16 protein-coding genes are annotated in these 17,385 nt (G+C 68.3%); 5 read left to right on the top strand and 11 right to left on the bottom strand.

Annotation, left to right across the window (positions count from 1 at the left end; translation table 11 throughout):
• Genes IEZ09_RS27595 through IEZ09_RS27580 form a run of 4 tightly spaced genes read right to left on the bottom strand, consistent with a single transcriptional unit; the run spans position 1 to position 4,304 of the window.
• Positions 1 to 1,005, bottom strand: coding sequence for a glycerate kinase family protein (locus IEZ09_RS27595; RefSeq protein WP_189256686.1), 1,005 nt, complete (start codon positions 1,003 to 1,005; stop codon positions 1 to 3).
• Entirely contained in the window at positions 1,002 to 2,702 is a 1,701-nt protein-coding gene (gene gcl / locus IEZ09_RS27590; RefSeq protein ID WP_189256685.1) for a glyoxylate carboligase, read from the bottom strand. Before gcl ends, IEZ09_RS27595 begins: the two co-directional genes overlap by 4 nt.
• A 1-nt stretch (position 2,703) precedes the next feature.
• Positions 2,704 to 3,561: an NAD(P)-dependent oxidoreductase gene (locus IEZ09_RS27585; RefSeq protein ID WP_189256684.1), complete on the bottom strand. Its 858-nt coding sequence runs from the start codon at positions 3,559 to 3,561 to the stop codon at positions 2,704 to 2,706.
• Complete coding sequence (locus tag IEZ09_RS27580; RefSeq protein ID WP_189256683.1) at positions 3,558 to 4,304, bottom strand: hydroxypyruvate isomerase family protein; 747 nt, start codon at positions 4,302 to 4,304, stop codon at positions 3,558 to 3,560. Before IEZ09_RS27580 ends, IEZ09_RS27585 begins: the two co-directional genes overlap by 4 nt.
• 82 nt (positions 4,305 to 4,386) lie before the next feature.
• Between IEZ09_RS27580 and uraD the strand changes: the two genes are divergently transcribed.
• Positions 4,387 to 4,908: a 2-oxo-4-hydroxy-4-carboxy-5-ureidoimidazoline decarboxylase gene (gene uraD, locus IEZ09_RS27575; protein ID WP_267899906.1), complete on the top strand. Its 522-nt coding sequence runs from the start codon at positions 4,387 to 4,389 to the stop codon at positions 4,906 to 4,908.
• A 5-nt stretch (positions 4,909 to 4,913) separates the two neighbouring features.
• Entirely contained in the window at positions 4,914 to 5,792 is an 879-nt protein-coding gene (gene pucL, locus IEZ09_RS27570) for a factor-independent urate hydroxylase (protein WP_189256682.1), read from the top strand.
• On the opposite strand, the gene IEZ09_RS27565 is transcribed toward pucL, so the two are convergent.
• The 4 genes from IEZ09_RS27565 to aceB all read right to left on the bottom strand — a co-directional run bounded on the left by IEZ09_RS27565 (position 5,719) and on the right by aceB (position 10,244).
• Positions 5,719 to 7,017, bottom strand: a complete 1,299-nt coding sequence (locus IEZ09_RS27565) for an FAD-dependent oxidoreductase (RefSeq protein WP_189256681.1) — start codon at positions 7,015 to 7,017, stop codon at positions 5,719 to 5,721. The two genes, pucL and IEZ09_RS27565, sit on opposite strands and share 74 nt — an antisense overlap.
• Positions 7,018 to 7,047: 30 nt before the next feature.
• A complete protein-coding gene (locus IEZ09_RS27560) occupies positions 7,048 to 7,515 on the bottom strand; it encodes an Imm1 family immunity protein (protein ID WP_189256680.1) in 468 nt (155 codons plus the stop codon).
• Between the two features lie 75 nt (positions 7,516 to 7,590).
• Positions 7,591 to 8,760, bottom strand: a complete 1,170-nt coding sequence (locus tag IEZ09_RS27555; protein WP_189256679.1) for a DUF6986 family protein — start codon at positions 8,758 to 8,760, stop codon at positions 7,591 to 7,593.
• Entirely contained in the window at positions 8,760 to 10,244 is a 1,485-nt protein-coding gene (aceB, locus tag IEZ09_RS27550) for a malate synthase A (RefSeq protein WP_229813008.1), read from the bottom strand. Before aceB ends, IEZ09_RS27555 begins: the two co-directional genes overlap by 1 nt.
• Before the next feature lie 76 nt (positions 10,245 to 10,320).
• Here aceB and IEZ09_RS27545 point away from each other — a divergent pair, with 76 nt between their 5' ends.
• A complete protein-coding gene (locus tag IEZ09_RS27545; protein ID WP_189256678.1) occupies positions 10,321 to 11,061 on the top strand; it encodes an IclR family transcriptional regulator in 741 nt (246 codons plus the stop codon).
• Positions 11,062 to 11,163: 102 nt separating this feature from the next.
• On the opposite strand, the gene IEZ09_RS27540 is transcribed toward IEZ09_RS27545, so the two are convergent.
• Positions 11,164 to 11,820 (bottom strand): YdcF family protein, encoded by a 657-nt coding sequence (locus tag IEZ09_RS27540; RefSeq protein ID WP_189256677.1) that lies wholly within the window; start codon positions 11,818 to 11,820, stop codon positions 11,164 to 11,166.
• A 589-nt stretch (positions 11,821 to 12,409) separates the two neighbouring features.
• Positions 12,410 to 13,663, bottom strand: a complete 1,254-nt coding sequence (ftsY, locus tag IEZ09_RS27535) for a signal recognition particle-docking protein FtsY (protein ID WP_189256676.1) — start codon at positions 13,661 to 13,663, stop codon at positions 12,410 to 12,412.
• 120 nt (positions 13,664 to 13,783) lie between these two features.
• On the opposite strand from ftsY, the gene IEZ09_RS27530 reads away from it, so the two are divergent.
• Together IEZ09_RS27530 and IEZ09_RS27525 are read left to right on the top strand one after the other, a co-directional pair.
• Entirely contained in the window at positions 13,784 to 14,905 is a 1,122-nt protein-coding gene (locus IEZ09_RS27530; protein WP_189256747.1) for an anhydro-N-acetylmuramic acid kinase, read from the top strand.
• Positions 14,893 to 16,452: a sodium:solute symporter gene (locus tag IEZ09_RS27525; protein WP_189256675.1), complete on the top strand. Its 1,560-nt coding sequence runs from the start codon at positions 14,893 to 14,895 to the stop codon at positions 16,450 to 16,452. Before IEZ09_RS27530 ends, IEZ09_RS27525 begins: the two co-directional genes overlap by 13 nt.
• Here the strand turns inward: IEZ09_RS27525 and IEZ09_RS27520 are convergent.
• A complete protein-coding gene (locus IEZ09_RS27520; RefSeq protein ID WP_189256674.1) occupies positions 16,402 to 17,325 on the bottom strand; it encodes a GNAT family N-acetyltransferase in 924 nt (307 codons plus the stop codon). The two genes, IEZ09_RS27525 and IEZ09_RS27520, sit on opposite strands and share 51 nt — an antisense overlap.
• Between the last annotated feature and the right edge of the window lie 60 nt (positions 17,326 to 17,385).

The following is a 17,385-nucleotide window of genomic DNA, read 5'->3' as shown; positions in this document are numbered from 1 at the left end:
TCACTCTGACACCCAGTCGCGGGCGATGCGACCGCCGAGTCCGGTGAGGAGCGTCTCCGCCCGCGCCATGCACCTCGTGACGTCCGGCTCGACGTCCAGCAACGCGTAGGCCGCCTTCAGCCCCAGGTCACCGGGTTCGACGGAGCACTGGCCTGCCACCGCGACCACCGGGACGTCACCCGATGCCCTGACCACGCCGAACGGTGCCTTGCCGTGCCGGGTCTGCGCGTCCAGCGAGCCCTCGCCCGTGATCACCAGCGACGCGTCCCGCACGGCGTCGGCGAACCCGACCAGGTCCAGCACCACCTCGATGCCGGGCCGGAACCGCGCACCCAGGACCGCGAGCGCGGCGAACCCGATCCCGCCGGCCGCACCGGCTCCCGGCCGTTCCGCGTGGTCAGGCCCGATCCGTTCGGCGAAGGCCGCGAGCCGGGCTTCGAGGATTTCGACCTGGTCGGGTGAAGCGCCCTTCTGCGGGCCGTAGACCGCGGCGGCACCACTCGGCCCGAGCAGCGGGTTGTCCACGTCCGAGGCCAGCACGAGGTCGACGCCGTCGAACGACGTGTCGCCCAGCGCCTCCAGCATCCCCGCGCCGCCGTCCGTGCACGCGCTGCCGCCCAGCCCGAGCACGATCGTGGTGCAGCCGGTGTCCAGCGCGGCTTTGAGCAGCTCACCGACGCCGTGGCTGGTGGCGTCGAGCGGTGCCGGCCGCTCCAGCAACGTCAGCCCGGCCGCCGACGCCACCTCGACCACGGCGGTCGTGCCCCTGATCGCGAAGGACGCGGGCACCGGCTTGCCCACCGGGCCGGTGACCCAGCGCCCCACCTTCATGAACCCGGCGGCGACGGCGGCGTCGACGGTGCCGTCGCCGCCGTCGGCCACCGGGAGGCAGCGCACGGCCACGTCCGGGGCCGCCTCCCGCAGGCCGCGCGCGACGGCGGCGGCGACCTGCGGGGCGGTGAGCGATCCCTTGAACTTGTCCGGCGCGACGACGACATGACTCACGGGATGGGCTCGTATTCCCTCATCGCGGCGATGGACGTGCCGTTCGCGGTGTTGCCCTCGCGTTCGATCATGATCTCGACGAGCACCGGGCGTTGCGTGCGATCGGCCTCCTTGCGCGCCCATTCCAGCGAGCTGCGGATCTCGCCGGGATCGGCCACGCGGATGCCGGAGCAGCCGTAGGCCTCCATGATCTTGACGTTGTCCGAGCCGGTCGTGTCGTAGTGGATGTCGACCTCGTACTTCATGTCGTAGCCACCGTGGTCCTCGGCCATCCGGATCAGGCCGAGGTACTCGTTGTTCAGCATGATCAGCACGAACGGCACGTCGTACTGGGCGCCGACCGCGAGCTCCTCCACCAGGAACTGGAACGAGTAGTCGCCGACGATGCCGACGACCTCGGCGTCCGGTCGCGCCTTCTTGACCCCGATGGCCGCCGGGATCTCCCAGCCGAGCGGCCCGGCCTGGCCGCACACCTGGTAGTGCCGCGGCTTGTGCGCCTTCTGGTGCTGGCCGGACCAGATCTGGTAAAGCCCGATGGCCGTGACGAAGTAGGTGTCCGGGCCGTAGAACTCGTTGATCTCCTTGAACACCCGCGGCGCCTTCACCGGGACGGTGTCGAAGTCCTCGCGCCGCAGCAGCGTCCGCTTGAGCTCCTGGCAGCGGTCGACCCACGCTCCCGCCGCCCGCGGGCCCTGCTGCTTCGCCTTGTCCAGCAGGGCCTTCAGGAACAGCTTGGTGTCCGCGACGATCCCGAGGTCCGGCCCGAAGACCTTGCCGATCTGCGTGGGCTCGACGTCGACGTGGATGAACTTGCGGGAGCCGCGATAGGTGGCGAGGTCACCGGTGTGCCGGTCGCCGAACCGCGCGCCCAGCGCCAGCACCAGGTCGGACTCCAGGAACGACGCGTTGCCGTAGCGCTGCGAGGTCTGGATGCCGGTCATGCCCGCGTACAGCGGGTGGTCCTCGTCGATCGCGCCCTTGCCCATCAACGTGGCCTGGATCGGGATCTGCAGGTACTCGGCCAGCTCCAGCAGCTCGGCGGACGCCTCGCCGAGGATGACACCGCCTCCGGCGAGCAGCAGCGGGCGTTCGGCGGCCAGCAGCATCTCCAACGCGCGCTCGACCCGCGCGTCACTCGGAACGCTTTTCTGCACCGGCAACGGCTCGTCGATCGTGGGGTCCCACTCGATCTCCTGCTTCTGCACGTCGATCGGCAGGTCGATCAGGACCGGGCCAGGACGGCCGGAGCGGGCGATCCGGAACGCCTCGCGGAAGATCCACGGCATCTGCGCGGCTTCCTTGACCTGCACCGCCCACTTCGTGACGGGCGCGGCGATCGAGACGATGTCGACGGCCTGGAACGCCTCCTGGTGCAGCTTCGACACCGCGGCCTGGCCGGTGATGCAAAGGATCGGCACGGAGTCGGCTTGCGCGGTGTAGAGGCCGGTGATCATGTTCGTGCCGGCGGGACCGCTCGTGCCGATCGCGACACCGACGTTGCCGGTCGTGCGCGACCAGCCGTCGGCCATGTGCGTGGCGCCCTCCTCGTGGCGGACGATGAGGTGCTCGATGGAACCGTCCTGCTCCATCGCCTTGTACAGCGGCAGGATCGCGGCGCCGGGGCAGCCGAACACGGTGTCGATGCCCTCGGACTTGAGGATCTCGACGACCGCTTGCATGACAGGGATCTTCGGCATGTCAGGCCCTTCCCGCGAAGTTCTCGATGACCTTGAGCAGCGCGGAGTGGTCGAGCGAGCCGTAACCCTGCGCGCGGGCCGCCGCGACCAGTGCGGCGATCTGGTTGGTGACCGGCAGCGCGACGTCGGCGGCGCGTGCCGCGTCCAATGCGATGCCCATGTCCTTGTGGTGCAGGTCGATCCGGAAGCCGGGCTGGAACTCGCGCGCGATCATCGTCTCGCGCTTGAGGTCGAGGATCCGGTTGGCCGCGAGACCGCCCGCGAGCACGTCGAGGCCCGCCTTGGGGTCGACGCCGGACGCCTCCAGCAGCACGATCGCCTCGGCGACCAGCGCGTAGATGCCGCCGACCATCAGCTGGTTCGCGGCCTTCACCACCTGGCCCGCGCCATGCGGTCCGACGTGGACGATCGTCTTGCCGACGATCTCCAGGAACGGGCGCGCGGCCGCGAAGTCGGCTTCCTCGCCGCCGACCATGATGCTCAAGCTGGCCTGCTGGGCACCGGTCTGACCGCCCGACACGGGCGCGTCGAGCACGCGGACGTGGCTCAGCCTGCGCGCGATCTCGATCGACGTGGACGGGCGGATCGTGCTCATGTCGATCAGCAACGTGCCGTCGTCGAACGTGACCTCGTTGACGACCGCCTCGACCTGCGGGTGGTTCGGCAGCATCGTGATGACGACCTCGGCGCCGCTCACGGCTTCCTGAGCGCTCGCGGCGGCCTTGCCACCGTCCACGACCAGCTTTTCCAGAGACGCGGAGCTGAGGTCGAAGCCCGTCACGTCGTGCCCGGCGGCTACCAGGTGGGCCGCCATCGGGCTGCCCATGATGCCGAGACCGATGAAACCGATGCGGGTCATGCGTTGTCCCTCCAAGCGAAGGAGTGGGTGACGGGCTTGTACTCGGCGCCGACGAAGCCCGAATAGCCGTTGGCGCGGAGCTTCGCGAGGTGCCCGAAGAGGTCGAGCTCGCCGGTGCCGGGCTCACCGCGTCCGGGAGCGTCGGCGATCTGCACGTGACCGATGCGGTCGACGTGGTCGGCGAGGGTGTCGAGGTCGTCGCCGTTCGTGGCGAGGTGGTAGAGGTCGGCGAGCAGCTTGACGTTGCCGCGGTCGATCTCGTCGATCAGCTCGAACGCCTGGTGGGCGGTCTTGATCGGGTACTTCGGCGCGCCGCTCAGCGGTTCGATCACGATCTGGGCGCCGATCTCCGCCGCGACGTCGGCGGCGAAGCGGTAGTTGGAGATGGTCTGCGCGGTGGTCTCGAAGTTGCCGTGCAGCGCGTTGAGCGTGCGGCAGCCGAGGCGGGCGGCGATGGCGACGGTGACCTCGACGTTGTTGCGGAACTCGGTCTCGCGGCCGGGCCAGCTCGCGAGCCCGCGGTCTCCTGCCGGCATGTCCCCCGCGTAGAAGTTGAGGCCGACCAGGCGCACCCCGGCGTCGAAGACGGCGCTCTCGAACGCCTCGATCTCGCGCGTCTCGGGTACGGCGTCCGCGAACGGCCACCAGATCTCGACCGCGTCGAACCCGGCGGCCCGCGCCGCTGCCGGGCGTTCCAGCAACGGCAGCTCGGTGAAGAGCATGGACAGGTTTGCGTCGAACATCTGGCGAGTTCCTTCCACATTGCGGAAGTTGGATTTCGTTCTACGGAGACACTAGACATCTCACTTGGCGCGGGTCAAGAATGTGGAAACTAGATTCCGCGATACAGAAACTTGGAGAGCCGTGGAGAGCTTCAACAGCGCCCCGGAGGCCGAACTGCGACCTCTGCTCACCGAGTGCCTCGCGGTACCCCGCTGGGTCGACGCGATAGTGGCGGGCAGGCCGTACGCGTCGATGGATGCACTCCTCGCGGCTTCTCACGTTGCCGCACAAGGACTTTCCGACGAGGAGGTGCTCGGCGCCATCGCCGGGCACCCGCGCATCGGCGAACGACAGAAGACAGGTGGGGTGTCGGCGAAGTGGTCGCGGTCCGAACAGTCCGGTGTGGACAGCTCCCAGGCTGATCGCCTGGCGGCTGCGAACGCCGCGTACGAGGATCGGTTCGGGCACATCTACCTGGTGTGCGCGACCGGCCTGAGCGGTGCGGAGATGCTCGACAACCTGTCCTCGCGAATGGACAACCCGCCGGACGTCGAGCTCCGCGTCGTCAACGACGAACTCGCGAAGATCGCCGCCTTGCGGCTGCAGAAGCTGATCGGGAGCTGAACAACATGGCCATAGTCCTGGGCCCCAACCAGTACGGGAAGGCGGAGAACCGCCTCGTCACGGTGTCGCGCAACGGTTCCGTGCACACGATCAAGGACCTGACGGTCAGCACGTCGCTGCGCGGCGACCTCGCCGACACGCACCTCACCGGCGACAACGCCAAGGTGCTCGCGACCGACACGCAGAAGAACACCGTCTACGCGTTCGCCAAGCAGGCCCCGGTCGGTGAGATCGAGGACTTCGCGCTGCGCCTGGGCCGCCACTTCGTGTCGTCGCAGGAGGCGATCACGGGTGCGCGGATCCTGATCGACGAGCACGGCTGGGAGCGCATCGACGGCCACGACCACTCGTTCGTGCGCGGCTCGGACGAGAAGCGCACCACGGCCGTGACGATCGAAGGCTCCCAGGCCTGGGTGGTGTCCGGCGTGCGCGACCTGGTGGTGCTGAAGTCCACCGGTTCGGAGTTCCACGGCTACCCGAAGGACCCGTACACGACGCTGAAGGAGACGAACGACCGCATCCTGGCGACGTCGGTGACCGCGCGGTGGCGCTACGTCGGCACGGACGTGGACTGGGCGAAGTCGTTCACCGAGATCCGCTCGATCATGCTGAAGACGTTCGCGGACAAGCACTCCCTGTCGTTGCAGCAGACCCTCTACGCGATGGGCGAGGCGGTGCTTCAGGCCCGCCCGGAGGTGGCCGAGGTACGGCTCTCCATGCCGAACAAGCACCACTTCCTGGTGGACCTCAGCCCGTTCGGCCTGGAGAACGACAACGAGGTCTTCTACGCCGCCGACCGCCCGTACGGCCTCATCGAGGGTTCGGTCCTGCGCGACGACGCCCCCGACGCGGGTCTCGCCTGGAGTACTTTGCCAGCCTTCTGAACACCACCGGGTTCATGAGCGCGGCAGGCGAATCCACCATGTGCACGACCCGGACGAACCGCCGGAACACGTCCTGATCGTGCACGAGCGCGACCTGCCACTTCTTCATGTACCACCCGAACGCGCGCTTGATCGGCCCAGGCGCGTGGGCGCCCTCCACCCAACCCTGATCGGCGTTGCTGGACAGCACCCACGCGCTCTGCGCCGTCTTCGCGACCTTGCGCTGGAAGTCCCGGCACCCCTTCGCACTGAAGTCCTCGTGCCGCCGGAACAACAGCGCGGCCATCGCGGCAACCGTCATCCCCTGCCCGTAAACGGGGTTGAACACGCACACCGCGTCCCCGACCGCGACGAGCCCACCGGGCCACCCCGGCGTCCGCTCGAACGCGAACCGCCGGCTGGCCGTCCGCGCGAACAGGTACGCGGGCGTGAGCGGCTCGGCCTCCGCCAGCATCCCGGCGATGGGCCCGCGCAACGAGTCCAGGAACCGCTGGAACCCCTCGGGATCCCGCGGCGGGTGATCACCACCGGCCCCCTGCGCCGTGACCATCAGCCGATCCCCCTCGATGCGCATCACGATGCCGCCACGGGAGACGTCCGGCGAGGCCAGCGACTCGGCGATCACGACGGGGAAGCCCTCCGGCGCCGTGTAGAGCCGCGTCGCGTACCCGGTCCGCGAGTCGACCTCGTCCGGCTCCGGCACCACGATCCCCGCCCCTGCCAGCCACTTCGGCAGCTTCGACGAGCGCCCGGACGCGTCCACCACGAGGTCCGCGTCGACCCGCCCGTCCGCCGTCAGCACACCGTCCACAGTGGATCCACGAAACGACAGCCCGGTGACCTGCACGTCGTCCACGATCTTCGCGGTGACCCGCCGCCGGACGTGCGTCTCCAGCAACGGCCTGCTCACCACGAGCAGCGGCAGCCCGGTCCGCGTCGAGGCCACCCACCCCAGCGGGTTGAGGATCCGCATCTCCCCGGCGTCCATCAGGTGCGCTCCGGCCTCCACGAGCTCGTCACGCAGACCGGGAAACAGCCCCTCCATGATCTCGCCGCCGCGCACGAGCAACCCGTGCACGTGCCTGCCCTGCGGCACACCCGCCCGGTACTCGGGCTCGTCGGACAGCTTGTCGCGTTCCAGGACCACCACGTCGTCGAACGACTCGGTCAGCACCCGAGCCGCCAACAAGCCGGCGATTCCCCCACCGATCACCACGGCCTTCATGGAGCCATTGAACCAGCCGGAAGCTGAGAGTCAGCGGTTTTCGGTTCCCCGCAACGACATCTGCTGGTCCCGCCACGAGTGGAACAGATCCGCCTCGCAGTACCAGTCCACCCCGGTCGGCCGCTCCCCGGTCGTCATGAACTCGATGATCAGCTGCCTGTACAGGTCGAGTGGAACGCCCACGCCAGGCGGGAAGTCGGTGTACTTCTCGTTGACGTAAGGCGCCTCGTCCGACCCCTTCGGCCAGCCCATGAACGCGTTGTCGACGTAGTACATGTAGCCCCAGCCGCCCCGCACGGCGAGCACCACGTTGTGGTCCGGATCGCCCTCGGCGGTCAGCGGCCTGCCGAAGTGGTCGAGCGATCCGTCGTTGCACTCGGGCCTGGCGAGCAGGCCGATCAACGTGTCCACATCCGCTTCGCACGCGACGACCTGGTACTTGTGCTCCGCCGCGTCGAGGTCGGGTAGCCCGGTCCAGAGACCAGCACGCATGCTCATGCGAGTCACCCTGCACCCATTGCCGGGAACATTCGACACCCATTGACAGAAACACACGAACGGGTGATGACCCGGTCAGCCCGATCGGGTTGCGAGGTCTCTCAGTGCTGACTCGTCCAGACCCGTCGCGACCTGCACTTCCACCGGATCGAGCGCACCGCAGTCCACCGCTCGGAGGAAGAAGGACGACAACGCCTGGGCGGTAGCGGGTTCGTCCAGCACGCCACCGGAGACGTGTTGCACATAGGACTTCAACCGGCCGGCGTCGGCGGCCAAACCCTCGCGGTAGAAGGCGTAAACGGCCGCATATCGTGTCACCAGTTGTACCGGGTGCAGATCCCAGCCCTGGTAGAAACCGTGCTCCAGTGATCGCCGCACCAGCCGGTAGTGGGTGTCCCAGCCGTGCTGCTTCTGATCTCCGACGGGGAGCACGTTGGTGGAGCCGTCGGACAGCCGCACCCCGGTCCCAGCAGCGGAAACCTGCATGACGTGCCGCGCGAAGTCGCACGCGCCGTGTGCCAGGTGCTGCTGCGCCGCGGACAGCCCGCAGCCCGCCGTGTAGTCGTAGGTGCCGAAGTGCAGACCGGTCACCCGGCCCCTGCCCGCCGCGATGAACCTCGGGATCGCCAGCCTGCCCTCACCGTCCACAATGGACTGGGTGGTCTCGACCTGGATCTCGAACCTCAGATCCTTCCCGAAGAGGTCGAGCACCTCGCCGAACACCTCGACCTGGTCGGCAGATGTCACCTTCGGAAAGGTGATCACGAAACCTGGCGGAACCTCTCCCAGTGCTGTCAGGAAGATGTCCAACGTGCGCAGGCCGCGCTCGCGCAACGCCTTGGTGTCGAACGACTTGATCCGCACGCCGAACGACGCCGGCGCGCTGCCCTCCTCCAGCCAGCGGGACACGAGGTGCGCCGTGCTCTCGGCGTCCATGTCCTCGACGTCGTCCTCGGGCGCGCCGTAGCCGTCCTCGAAGTCGATGCGCAGGTCCTCGATCGGCTCCCGGACGAGCTTCGCCCGGACGCGGTCGAGCACGCCGTCGGGCAGCTCGGGCAGCAGGTCCGGTTCGATCGACTGCAGCGCCTCGCGGCCCCAGTCGCTGATCGTGGTGGCGATGATGCGACCGGCGGGCACGTAGCACGTGTGCACGGGCTGACGGCCCACCGGCCAGCTGCGTTCCACAGTGGACAACCGCGCGGTCACCCGCGCGACGTCGTCGGGTGACAGCGATGTCCGGTACATCAGATGCGCTCGTACGCCGGCAGCGTCAGGAAGTCGACGAAGTCCTCGGACAACGCGACCTGCTCGAACAGCTCGACGGCCGCCGCGACGTGCGGACCCTCGAGCTCCTTTCCGACGCGCGCCAGGACTTCGCGCACGGCGTCGGCGGTGACCTGCGTGCCGTCATCGAGCACGACCTTGTTGTTGATCCACTGCCAGATCTGCGAGCGCGAGATCTCGGCGGTGGCCGCGTCCTCCATCAGGTTGTGGATCGCCGCCGCGCCGTTGCCGCCCAGCCACGACGCGATGTACCGCACGCCGACGTCCACGGCCGACTCCAGCCCGGCTCGCGTGGCCGAACCGCCTGCCGACTTGAAGTCCAGCAGCTGCTCGGCCGTGACCTCGACGTCCGGCCGCTGCTTGTCGATCTGGTTCGGCTTGTCGCCGAGCACGCCGTCGAAGATCTCGCGGCAGATCGGCACCAGGTCCGGGTGCGCCACCCACGACCCGTCGAAGCCGTCGTTCGCCTCGCGCGTCTTGTCCTCACGGACCTTGCGCAGCGCGTTCTCCGTGACCTCCGGGTCGCGCCTGTTCGGGATGAACGCCGCCATGCCACCCATGGCGAACGCCCCGCGCTTGTGGCACGTCTTCACCAGAAGCTCGGTGTACGCGCGCATGAACGGCGCCGTCATCGTCACGCTGTTGCGGTCCGGCAGCACGTAGTCCGCGCCCGCGTCCCGGAAGTACTTGATGACGCTGAACAGGTAGTCCCACCGTCCGGCGTTGAGCCCCGACGCGTGGTCGCGCAGCTCGTAGAGGATCTCCTCCATCTGGAACGCGGCGGGAATCGTCTCGATGAGCACCGTCGCGCGGATGGTGCCGTACGGAACACCGAGCAGCTTCTGCGCCGTGGTGAACACGTCGTTCCACAGCCGCGCTTCGAGGTGCGACTCCATCTTCGGCAGGTAGTAGTAGGGCTTACCCAACGAAGCGTTGTGGAAGAAGTGCAAACCGAAGTCCACGAGCGCGCCAACGGCCTTGCGACCACCGAACTCCAGGTTGCGCTCGTCGAGGTGCCACCCGCGCGGCCGCACGACGATCGTCGGGTACGGTCCGCCCTTGAGCCGGTACTCCTTGCCCTCCGGTGAGGTGTACTCGATCGTCTCGCGCGCCGCCTCGTAGAGGTTGACCTGCCCCTGCACGACGTTGTCCCAGTGCGGCGTGTTCGCGTCCTCGAGGTCCGCGAGCCACACCTTGGCGCCGGAGTTGAGCGCGTTGATCGTCATCTTGCGCTCGGTGGGCCCGGTGATCTCGACGCGCCGGTCCCGCAGCGGCTCTGGCGCCTCGGCCACCCGCCACTCGCCGTCGCGGACGTGCTGCGTCTCCGGCAGAAACCCGAGAGGCCGCCGTTCCTTGCGCAGGGCGAGCAGCTCGTCCCGGCGCGCGGCGTGCGCCTCGTGCAGCTTCGCGACGAACTCAAGAGCCTCTTCGGTGAGGACCTGCACCTGGATCCACCTCTCTCGGTTTTGCTGTGTGGACTATAGTTTTTGCATTGCGGAACTGCAATGAGAGGAGCCGCACGTGTCCACTGGTGGCGTGCAGTCCCTGCAAAGAGCCTTCGACCTGCTGGAACGCCTGGCAGACGCAGGCGGTGAGGCCTCGCTCTCGGAGCTCGCGACGACCTCGGGCCTTCCCCTGCCCACGATCCACCGGCTCATCCGCACCCTTGTCACGCTGGGCTATGTGCGCCAGAACAGCAACCGGCGCTACACCCTGGGCTCCCGCCTGATCCGCCTGGGCGAGACCGCGTCCCGCCAGTACGGCACCTGGGCACGCCCGTTCCTGGCGCAGCTCGTGGACTCGGTGGAGGAAACCGCGAACCTCGCCGTGCTGGACGGCGACGAGGTCGTGTACGTGGCGCAGGTGCCGTCGAAGCATTCGATGCGCATGTTCACGGAGGTGGGCCGCCGCCTGCTGCCGCACGGCACCGGGGTGGGCAAGGCGATGCTGTCGCAGCTGCCGCGCGCCGAGGTCCGGGCGCTGCTGGAACGCACCGGGTTGCCGGCCTACACGCCGAACACGATCACGGACGCGTCCGAGCTGCTGGACTCGCTGGACGAGATCGCCGAGCGCGGCTACGCGCTGGACGAGTCCGAGCAGGAGCTCGGGGTGCGGTGCATCGCGGTGCCGGTGATCGGCGGGCCGACGCTGGCGGCGGTGTCGGTGTCGGGGCCGGAGGGACGGCTCACCAAGGAGGCCGTGTCACGGATCCTGCCGGAGGTGCAGGCGGTGGCGAAGAGGCTCGCGGACCGGGCGAGCTGACGCAGGGGTACCCCCGAGCTGGGAACCCCTGCATCTCAAGAGATCTGCCGACCTGGCGACCTATTCCGAGTCGTTGGAGGGATGGTCGCGTGTCAGCGGTAGTCAGATCAGGCGGCTGGTGTACCCGGCCGCAACAAGTCGCTGGAAAGCATCGACCACGTTGGCGGGCATGTCCTGCTCAATGGCGAATCCTCGTCGGGCGTACTCGGTGATGCGCTGGGTGTCGCCGACCAACATGTTGATCACGCGGTCGACGTCGTCGATGCCGGCGATGTACTCGTCGAGCGGTAGCGGTTGGGACGAGCACACGACGTTGATCTCAGGCCATACCTTGCGGCAGGTCGCATAGGCTCGTCGCTGCTGGTACGGCCGGGAGATCAGCATGACCGACTCGGGTCGGACCCCCGCCTCGGCAAGGACCTGACGACTGTTGGTGAGGTTCTGGCTGGTGTTGGTGGCCTGGGTCTCGATGCTGATCACCTCGGCGGGCACGCCGAGCGCGATGGCGTGTTCGCGGTAGTGCACGGCTTCACCGCGAGGGAATCGTTCGATCGTGGTGGGCGCATTTGCGCCGGTGAACACGATGCGCGGGAACATGCCCTGGTGATAGAGCTCGGCGGTGTGAGTGGCGACACCGAGGTCGTGGCTGCCCAGTCCGATACCAACGTCGCAGCGGCGAGGTTCGTGCCCCATGTCGTGGTATCCCCACAAGGTCTCGACATCCGCGCGCAAGTCTCGGGGGGGCATGGTGGTCGCCATGTCGAGGCACCTTACGGCTGACGAGGGTCGGTGCCGTGCACACCCATCCGGTGAGCCAACTCGACGGCGCGGGTGGCAGGACGAGGCAGTCTGATCATCTCGCGGAACCGCGCTCGTGTCGTGGATCGGGCGTGGTGGAGGTCTGGCGCTCCGTGGGTTGACGGCGCTCAAGTCGCTGTTCGGCTCATCGCCGCAGGACATTCGCCCTCAGACGCTGAAGCATGGGCCGGGCAACTCGACGGGTTCCGGGCAGCGGATCCGGACGGGATCACCGCATACACCGCCTCTCTCGTACGCCTCTGGGAGCGGAAGTTCGCCGGGACAGACGCCACCGAAGGCGCGCGCCGCTGGCTTGAACACAGGCTCGACAACCGCTGACGGCTGGTAGCGGCGACGCCAGGGACACTCCTCCGCAAGAACGTGCACGCGTAGCACCACACAGCGACGCTGTTCGGCGTTCGCGAGGTGCTACCCGTTACGGCGCAGCTCACAGGCGGCCCGTCAGTAGCAGCAACCAGGCGAGTGTTCCCAGCTCACTGGTAGGTCAGCGAATCGGTAGAACCCAACGTACTCGCGGGGTCCGACAAGATCAGCCGAGCAGCGCGTCCACGAAGGCGCCCGGCTCGAACGGCGCCAGGTGGTCAGGCCCCTCACCCAGCCCGACCAGCTTCACCGGCACACCCAGCTCCCTCTGCACCTGGAACACGATCCCGCCCTTGGCGGTCCCGTCCAGCTTCGTCAGCACGATCCCGGTGATGTCGACCTGCTCGGCGAACACCCGAGCCTGGGTCAACCCGTTCTGCCCGGTGGTCGCGTCGAGCACGAGCAGCACCTCGTCCACCACGGCCTGCTTCTCGACGACTCGCTTGACCTTGCCGAGCTCGTCCATCAGCCCGACCTTGGTGTGCAGCCGCCCGGCCGTGTCGATCAGCACCGTGTCGACCCCGGAGTCCATCCCGCGCTTCACCGCGTCGAAGGCGACCGAGGCGGGATCGCCGCCCTCTGGTCCGCGCACGGTCTCCGCGCCAACCCGCTTGCCCCACGTCTCCAGCTGGTCCGCCGCGGCCGCGCGGAACGTGTCAGCGGCTCCCAGCAGCACCGTGCGGCCATCAGCCACCAGGACCCGCGCGAGCTTGCCGGTGGTGGTCGTCTTGCCCACGCCGTTGACACCGACCACGAGCAACACGGCGGGCTTGCCGGAGTGCGGCAACGCCTTCAACGACCGGTCCATGGACGGGTCCAGTGCGTCGACGAGCACCGAACGCAGCAGCGCCTGGGCCTCGGCCTCGGTGCGCACGCCGGAGCCGGCGATCTTCGTGCGCAGCGTGTCGACGATCTCGGTCGTGGTCGCGGCACCGAGGTCGGCGATCAGCAGCGTGTCCTCGACGTCCTGCCAGGAGTCCTCGTCCAGGTCGCCGGCGCCCAGCAGGCCGAGCAACGACGTGCCGAAGGCGTTGCGCGACTTCGACAGCTTGCCGCGCAGGCGTTCCAGGCGGCCCTCGGTCGGCTCGATCTCCTCGACCTCTGAGGCCTGTTCCGGCAGGTCGACCTCGACGAAGCCGCGCTTCACCGAGTCGCGCGGCACGGAGGCGTCGTCGCCGACTCCGGGCTGGCCGTCGACCTCCGTGCGGTCGGCCACCGGGTGCTCGACCGGTTCGACCACCTCGGGCTTGGCCGGGGCCAGCGAGATCCCGGACGTGGCCTCGTAGCCGGTGCGAGGACCCTCCTCCTTCTGGCTCAGGCTGATGCGACGGCGACGCGTCAGCACCACACCGGTCACCAGCGCGGCGATCAGCACGACCGCCACGACGACGAGGATCAGGACAAGGGAAGAGGTCGACACGGCCTTATGGTTTCACAGGGTGTCATGTGACCCATCAACCACATATGGCTCATTTCGGCGAAGTTTTCACCAAAGCCCTTGCGTCCGGCCACAGTGTGGAATAGACCACACGTCGTGAGGGTGATCGGACTGATTTCCGGCACGTCGATGGACGGCATCGACGTGGCCGTCGCCGACCTGTCGATCAACGGCGACGTCGTCGAGCTCGTGCCGGTGCAGTGCGCCGAGCACCCCTTCCCCAAGGACCTGCTGGAGAAACCGCGGAACCTCGCTGAAGTGTGCGCCTTCGACACGGCGCTCGGGCAGGCTTTCGGCGAAGTCGCCGCCGGGTACCTGCCGGCGGACCTGATCTCCTCGCTCGGGCAGACCGTCCACCACGAGGTGCAGGACGGCGACTGCCTCGGCACGCTGCAGCTCGGGCAGCCCGCGTGGATCGCCGAACGCACCGGTCTGCCGGTCGTCGCCGACCTGCGGGTGCGCGACGTCGCCGCGGGCGGCCAGGGAGCCCCGCTGGCGAGCACCCTCGACGCGCTCTGGCTCGCCGGTGACGCACCGGCGGTCGCGCTGAACATCGGCGGCATCGCCAACATCACCGTCGTGCGGCCGGGAACGCCGCCGATCGCCTACGACACAGGGCCAGGCAACGCGCTGATGGACGCCGTCATGGAGGTCATCTCCCACGGCCAGCGACGCCAGGACACCAACGGCGAGTTCGCCAAACGCGGCCACGTGCGCGAAGACGTCCTCAAGAAGCTGCTCGCCGACCCGTACTACTCGAAGCCCTGGCCCAAGTCGACGGGCAAGGAGCACTTCAACGCCGAGTACCTGCAGGGCTTTCCGACGGTTCCGGCCGAGGACATGCTGCGCACGCTCGTCGAGGTGACCGCCCGCACCATCGCCGACGCCTGCCGCGCCCACGACGCGAGCACCGTCGTGGCGTCCGGTGGCGGCATGCGCAACCCGGTGCTCGTCGAGGCGCTCGCGAAGGCGCTCGACCCGATTCCGCTCAAGATCAGCGACTCGCTGGGCCTGCCGCGCGACGGCAAGGAGGCCTACCTCGCCGCACTGCTCGGATTCCTGACGTGGCACGGGATCGCGGGCAACACGCCGTCCGCGACCGGTGCGTCCGGGCCGCGGCTGCTCGGGAGCATCACGCCCGGAAACGGGCCGTTGAGGCTGCCGGAGCCCGTCACCACCGCCGTGACCAAGCTGAAAGTGGGGGAACCGAAATGCGCGCTCTAGATCTCGCGATCATCGCCCTGTTCCTCGTCGGCATGCCGTTGCTCGGCACGTGGATCGGCGGCAGGCAGAAGTCGTCCACCGACTACTTCGTCAGCGAGAGCCGCATCTCGTGGTGGGTGGTCTGCCTGTCGGTCGTGTCCGCGGAGACGTCGACGCTCACCGTCCTGAGCGTGCCGGTGATCGCCTACATGGCGACACCCGCGCAGGGCGGCATGACGTACCTGACGCTCGCGCTCGGCTACGTCGTCGGCCGGATCATCGTCAGCTTCGTGCTGCTGCCGCGCTACATCGCCGGCGACCTCGTCACGGCGTACGCGTATCTGGGCCGGCGGTACGGCGACGGCATGCGCGCCACCGCGTCCGTGACGTTCCTGTTCACGCGCCTGCTCGCGGACGGCATCCGGCTCTTCGCGACGGCGATCCCGATCAAGGTCGTGCTCAAGGACTACGGCGTCGACGCGTCGTACTGGACGATCGTGGTCGCGCTCGGCATCGCGATGGTCTTCTACAGCTTCTTCGGCGGCGCCCGTGCGGTCGTGTGGGTCGACGCCATCCAGATGCTCTGGTACGTCCTCGGTGGCGTCGCGATCATCTGGGTGCTGGCGGGGCAGCTGCCGGACGGCTGGTTCGGCAGCGCCGTGGACGCCAACAAGTTCCAGCTCTTCGACTTCACCTCGTCGCCGCTGACCGGCGCCTACCCGTTCGTGGCCGCGTTCTTCGGCGGCGCGTTGCTGTCGATGGCCTCGCACGGCGCGGATCAGCTGATCGTGCAGCGGCTGATGGCGACGCGGAACGTGAAGGAAGCGCAGAAGGCGTTGATCGCCTCCGGTTTCGTGGTGTTCCTGCAGTTCGCGTTCTTCCTGTTCATCGGCGTGATGATGTGGGCGTTCTACCAGGGCGTCGACCCGGTGAAGGGCCTGGGGCTCAACAACAAGGACGAGCTCTTCGCCCATTTCATCGTCAACGACCTGCCGAGCGGGCTCTCCGGCTTCGTGATCGCAGGCATCCTCGCGGCCGCGCTGTCGTCGTCGTTGGGCGCCTTGGCCTCCAGCACGGTCACGGACGTCTACGAACGCGTGCGCAAGGCCCCGATGACCGACGAGGAACGCCTGCGCCACGGCCGGATCTGGACCCTGGTGTGGGCGGGACTGCTGATCGTCTGCGCGGGCCTGTTCGCCTCCTCGAACAAGACCACGGCGGATCCGATCGTGGTGCAGGCGCTCGGCATCGCCGGCTACACCTACGGCGCGCTGCTCGGGGCCTTCCTCCTCGGCCTCATCTTCAAGCGCGCCTCGCAGGCGGACGCGATCATCGCGTTCATGACGACGGTGCTGGTCGTCGGTTTCGTGATTCTCGGGGTCAAGTTCGTCGGCAGCACGCCGACGATCGACTTCGCAAAGGCCGACGCGACCCGCAAGTCCTTGACCGGCTGGTGGAACACGCCCCTGGGGGTGGCGGTCACCTTGCTCGTGGGTGGGTTGTTGTCACTGCGCCACTCAAGCGGTGTGCCGGTAGGCGACCAGCTCGACGTGGAGACGAAAGCCTAGGCGGGCGAACATGTTCTGCGACGACTCGTTGCCCGAGTAGATCGACGCGGCGGCCTGCGGTCGTGCACCGTGGTCCGCCGCGAGTTTCCACAACAGTTCGGTGATCAACGCCGCGCCCACGCCCTGACCGCGAACATCGGGTTCGACGGCCACGAAGTCGACGTAGTACTCCTCGGGCTGGGCTTTGCCCGCCGCGTACCCGATGACGCGTTCGCCGTCCATGGCGACGACGACGGTGCGGGTCTGGGGTTTGGATTCGACGAGTTGCTTGCCGGACAGATACGTCCGCGGGAAACACCGCTCGTGCAACACGGCCACGGCCTCGTGCACGTAGCGGTCGGTGGGCAGGACGCGCATCTCGCGCTCGCTGGGGCACTTGGCGTCCCTCAGCAGCAACGTGCGCAGCTCCCCGTTGTCGAGTATGTGGATGGCGCTCGCCTTGCCGGCCGAGAAGCCGTGGCGTTCGGCGAACGCCGCGAGCCGCCGGTGGGCGGTGTGCCCGTAGAGCTCGAGGTCGGTGATGCCGGTGAGGAGCTCGGCGGCGCGCCGGAACATCGCGTCGGCGGTCTGGTCCCAGATGCGGCTGCCCGCGGGGTGGTTGACCGGTACGTCGACGAACGGTCCGTGCAGCCACGCTCGGCCCAGCTCGGGATCGATCTCCACGCTGAGCATGCCGGTGATGTTGTCGTCGGCGTCGACGGCCACCACCGTGCAGTCGGCCCAGCTGGGCTCGAACTCGCCGAGCTCCGCGCGGAGCTCTTCGACTGTCTCACCGAGGTACCCGATGTGATGCGCGTTGTCGGCCTGGAGCCGGACCAGCAGCGCCATCGTGGCGCCGAGGTCGCCAGGTTCGGCGAAACGGATGTCGTACATGGAAGGAATGGTTGCTCCCGCGACGGTTCGACGCGAGGGAGTTTTTGGCCAGGTAAAATG

This window comes from Lentzea flava (assembly GCF_014648475.1).
Lineage (GTDB): Bacteria > Actinomycetota > Actinomycetes > Mycobacteriales > Pseudonocardiaceae > Lentzea > Lentzea flava.
This window is presented reverse-complemented; position numbering and strand designations above follow the sequence as displayed.

Excerpts from the sequence above, each read along its gene's own strand:
- IEZ09_RS27540 (WP_189256677.1), bottom strand. The coding sequence starts at position 11,820 with ATGGCGACCACCATGCCCCCCCGAGACTTGCGCGCGGATGTCGAGACC.
- IEZ09_RS27585 (WP_189256684.1), bottom strand. The coding sequence starts at position 3,561 with ATGACCCGCATCGGTTTCATCGGTCTCGGCATCATGGGCAGCCCGATG.
- gcl (WP_189256685.1), bottom strand. The coding sequence starts at position 2,702 with ATGCCGAAGATCCCTGTCATGCAAGCGGTCGTCGAGATCCTCAAGTCC.
- IEZ09_RS27560 (WP_189256680.1), bottom strand. The coding sequence starts at position 7,515 with ATGAGCATGCGTGCTGGTCTCTGGACCGGGCTACCCGACCTCGACGCG.
- pucL (WP_189256682.1), top strand. The coding sequence starts at position 4,914 with ATGGCCATAGTCCTGGGCCCCAACCAGTACGGGAAGGCGGAGAACCGC.
- IEZ09_RS27555 (WP_189256679.1), bottom strand. The coding sequence starts at position 8,760 with ATGTACCGGACATCGCTGTCACCCGACGACGTCGCGCGGGTGACCGCG.
- IEZ09_RS27580 (WP_189256683.1), bottom strand. The coding sequence starts at position 4,304 with ATGTTCGACGCAAACCTGTCCATGCTCTTCACCGAGCTGCCGTTGCTG.
- IEZ09_RS27525 (WP_189256675.1), top strand. The coding sequence starts at position 14,893 with ATGCGCGCTCTAGATCTCGCGATCATCGCCCTGTTCCTCGTCGGCATG.
- IEZ09_RS27565 (WP_189256681.1), bottom strand. The coding sequence starts at position 7,017 with ATGAAGGCCGTGGTGATCGGTGGGGGAATCGCCGGCTTGTTGGCGGCT.
- IEZ09_RS27520 (WP_189256674.1), bottom strand. The coding sequence starts at position 17,325 with ATGTACGACATCCGTTTCGCCGAACCTGGCGACCTCGGCGCCACGATG.